Raw genomic sequence first — 3,393 nt, 5'->3', positions numbered from 1 at the left:
CGTATTGGTCACCACAAAGCGTTCCATGCTGGCGCTCCTCCGTGGGTCTGCCATCAAGCTTAACACTTTGGGTGTGCCGGTGCAGCACATCTGACGAGGTACAGCCGCCAGATTCCTCTCCCCCCAACTGCTACGGGTTCCAGAAACGGTTGCCCGTGCCTTTGCATCCTTTCCTCAGAGTGCGGGGAAAGGGGCCCGGGGCACTCCAAACATCTGATTCAAACATCAATGGCCTCGTTGCGAAGTTATGTTCAAATGGTTTATGCCTTCGAGAAGTCCGCTGCTAAGAAGGATTGAATTCGAACCCTATCCCAGAGAAGGGGAAAGGCGGCTATAGGACTCCTGAGACAAATTCGAGAGCTGTTTGGAAAGCTGGTGCAGCAGCAAGGGCATGGAACAGGTAAAAGCCATTGAACCGCACGCCTGCGTAAGCTGCCTTACTGTCAAAGCCCGGTGGGGGAGCTTCGAGAGGGCGCAGGGGCTGCTCAAATGTCCATTGCTCAAGGTCAATGAAGTGAGGAACCGGGCGGACCTCCGGCACCGCGCAGACGATTTCAGGCCGCTGCTTGTTCCTGAACAGGTTGTAAGCGTATTCGTGCGCTTCCGCTGCGCGTGGCAGAATGTGTCGATCAGCCGTCATGGCGTGCCTCCCAAGGCAAGTGTTATGGTTTGGACTCGCGACGCCTTCAGCAAAGTTTACTGAACCCGGAGGCTGCCCTGTATTGATCGGAAGTGGTAAGCGGTTCAGATAGCTTGTCGCACCTTCAGCAGGCCCGCTACGACTGGCGCTTGCAGCCATTCCGGGTCCTGGGTGTGAAGCGTGCCTCTGGGCGGGATAGGCCACCTATGGTCTCCTAATCAGACGCATGGTTCCAGCGCATGAGGTATTCCCAATTCTTGAAGCGCCGGAGGATCCAGGTTGCCGCATCCTCGAAGCTCGGGAACGTTTCTTGCAGCCCGGCTATAGGGCCAAACCCGGCATCAATGAACCAGGGGCTCCTGCCGATAGGCTCGTCGTGGTCGGAGCGACACACCAGAATAGCCGCCAGCCTTCCGTCTACGAAGACAAGACGTCCAACTTCTTCTCGGGTGAAGCCGCTTCCAATGCGGACAGACTGCCAGGTCACGTTCATGCGCGGGAGGATGCCCTCGCCGGGACATTGGGTTCATTCACATATAATGTGCTTGTGTACTCGTAGCCCTGCACATCGGGCTAGGCGACCTGGAAGGCTCGGCGGGCTCGTTCCCGGATTTCGTCCAGTTCGTCCTGCAGGGAATTGATCTGCCCCTCAATTTCCTCGAAGGAGTTGCACTCCGGCATGATGAGCAAGCGCCCATCCTCGCCCCGGGTGTAGCGCAGGAGGGCTATCCTGACGGATGCCGGGTTGTCAGGAGTGCCGGGCTGAATATCCAGCTCAAAGGCTCCGAAGACGTGCATAAGGAGGTCTCCTGTTCGTCGGAGGCTGGATTATAGGGTGCAACCGCTTCCGTGCTGAGGTCTGCGAGGTGATCTGGACGTCGGGAACTGGTGACCGCGTGAACACTTCCTTTGAGATAGCTTTCATGGAGCGCGAGATGGCCGGCACCTCAAACCCGCAGGATCCGAAACCGGACGACCCAGAGTTGCCAACTCTTTTGCCTGAGCTGCCAGAACTTGATCCCGTTCCGGAGGACGGCACCCCATCGGATCATGGTGAGCCCTCGCCAGACGACGTGCCCTATGTTCCGCCTCCGGGCACTCAGTGAAGGGAGAGAACGGCCGTGTCCGACATCTCCCATCCCGATACACCGCAGCCCGACATTCCTGTGCCTCCACAGCCTGACTTGCCAACGCCAGTCCCAGAGACAGAGCCAGACGACGCGCCGGATCTGCCGCCTGAGCCACCTGAGCCGCCGGGCGATGATGTCCCAAAGGTTGGCTAGAGAAACCTCATCCCCGCCCGCGTCAGCGGAGGCGGGGTGTGGTGGAGCGGTGTTGGGGAGGGTGCCTAGTCAAGCACCATCAGAGAGGCCGCAAGCGCACGGTTCTTGATGCTGGCGGCTCTATGCTGGTGGCAGGTCCGCTGAAGGCTGTCAGCGAGCTTAGGCTGACCTTGTTGCTCTAGTTCGTCGGCCAACAGAGCCAGGCGCGAGGCCATGGACTCCTGAGCCTGGGCTGCATTCTCCAGAGCCGCCTTGTAGTCCAGGAGCGCTCGTCTCACGTCAGGAGGGTCTCGCATGCCGAGGTTCTCTACCGGTGGGCGACTGTCAGCCGCGGGGACCACAAAGGCTTAAGAAGGGGCTCAGCAACAACCCCGCCGATGACAGCGAAGGAGGCCAGGATGAGCCCGATCCGGCCATAGAGCGTCAGTCGATCCTTGTGGGTCATAGATGCCCTCTCAATCGGCATGCCTGATGGATACCGTAGAGGGCTCTCTTCCTGTTGCCAATCGAGGGACGTGGTGTAGTGGCCGCTAGGGTTAAGGGGTGGGTTTACCCCTGCTCAACGCCTCGGGCTGGTTCCCTCGTGGCCCTGACTGCATCCCCTACCCTCGCGACGGCTGCCGCTCCCGGGAGCGATGACAGCGCTCTCCTGGCCATGGGGCAGGAATGACGGGAGGCATGGGGGCGGCTGCTCGTGCTTTATAAGCAATCGGAAGAGGGCAAGGAGCGATATGACGAACCCGTGCGTGAGGCCGTGGCGGCCCTACCTGAACTGGAGGGACGGGATTGTCCGGACTCGGGCGAGGGAGCCACAGGGAATGCTCGTCAAGGCCCGTATGGCGGCTGTGGACCCTACGACGGTCTCAACGGTGGATGACCTGGAACACGCCTTGGAAGAGCGATTGGAAGCAGGCGACATCATCGGCCTTTCCCTCGTCCTCGATGTGCTGAACCTACACGGGGGCGATACATGGAGGTTCTTGTTATCTAAGCTTGGGTATTTTGTCTCTAGGCCACATTACGCATTTGTGGCCTGTCCCCCCTGAAACCCTGCTCCCGCCCGAGCGGGGTTTCTTTTTGCTTCCTGGTGTAAAAGCAGAATGTTCACTCACACCCAGATTTGGGCAGCCATCGATGCAATTGCAGAGAACCAGGGGATATCGGTTTCGGCTCTTGCTATACGGGCCGGATTGGACCCGACAGCATTAAACCGCTCAAAGCGTAATGGCCGGGATGGGCGCGCGCACTGGCCTTCGACTGAGACACTCTTCAAGATCCTCACTGTTGCAGGGGTGGATCTCAGAGCATTGGCTGACCTGATTGACTGTCTACCGGATCAGGAGACGCAGGATAAGGATCAGCCAAGGCCGAAAGCCAAAAGGGAGAAATAAGCGTCAGGACGTCTAGGAACCATTCTCCTGGGGCAGGGTTCTCCCGGACTTGCGTCGTATCTCATGTCAAGTGCAGTTT

5 protein-coding genes are annotated in these 3,393 nt (G+C 59.0%); 1 reads left to right on the top strand and 4 read right to left on the bottom strand.

Annotated features, from left to right (window positions below; translation table 11 throughout):
* Positions 1–331 precede the first annotated feature (331 nt).
* Positions 332–640 (bottom strand): hypothetical protein, encoded by a 309-nt coding sequence (locus tag JKG68_RS31430; RefSeq protein ID WP_246516113.1) that lies wholly within the window; start codon positions 638–640, stop codon positions 332–334.
* 573 nt (positions 641–1,213) lie between these two features.
* A complete protein-coding gene (locus JKG68_RS31425) occupies positions 1,214–1,438 on the bottom strand; it encodes a hypothetical protein (protein ID WP_202066270.1) in 225 nt (74 codons plus the stop codon).
* A gap of 98 nt (positions 1,439–1,536) precedes the next feature.
* On the opposite strand from JKG68_RS31425, the gene JKG68_RS31420 reads away from it, so the two are divergent.
* A complete protein-coding gene (locus JKG68_RS31420; RefSeq protein WP_202066268.1) occupies positions 1,537–1,746 on the top strand; it encodes a hypothetical protein in 210 nt (69 codons plus the stop codon).
* A 242-nt stretch (positions 1,747–1,988) separates the two neighbouring features.
* On the opposite strand, the gene JKG68_RS31415 is transcribed toward JKG68_RS31420, so the two are convergent.
* Both JKG68_RS31415 and JKG68_RS31410 read right to left on the bottom strand, forming a co-directional pair.
* A complete protein-coding gene (locus tag JKG68_RS31415) occupies positions 1,989–2,219 on the bottom strand; it encodes a hypothetical protein (protein ID WP_202066266.1) in 231 nt (76 codons plus the stop codon).
* 11 nt (positions 2,220–2,230) lie between these two features.
* Positions 2,231–2,368 (bottom strand): hypothetical protein, encoded by a 138-nt coding sequence (locus tag JKG68_RS31410; protein ID WP_202066264.1) that lies wholly within the window; start codon positions 2,366–2,368, stop codon positions 2,231–2,233.
* Between the last annotated feature and the right edge of the window lie 1,025 nt (positions 2,369–3,393).

The organism is Microvirga aerilata, from assembly GCF_016743775.1.
Classification (GTDB): Bacteria; Pseudomonadota; Alphaproteobacteria; order Rhizobiales; family Beijerinckiaceae; genus Microvirga; species Microvirga aerilata.
This window is presented reverse-complemented; position numbering and strand designations above follow the sequence as displayed.

Bases quoted from the DNA above. Each gene is read 5' to 3' on its own strand.
- JKG68_RS31425 (WP_202066270.1), bottom strand. From the start codon at position 1,438: ATGCACGTCTTCGGAGCCTTTGAGCTGGATATTCAGCCCGGCACTCCT.
- JKG68_RS31415 (WP_202066266.1), bottom strand. From the start codon at position 2,219: ATGCGAGACCCTCCTGACGTGAGACGAGCGCTCCTGGACTACAAGGCG.
- JKG68_RS31410 (WP_202066264.1), bottom strand. From the start codon at position 2,368: ATGACCCACAAGGATCGACTGACGCTCTATGGCCGGATCGGGCTCATC.
- JKG68_RS31430 (WP_246516113.1), bottom strand. From the start codon at position 640: ATGACGGCTGATCGACACATTCTGCCACGCGCAGCGGAAGCGCACGAA.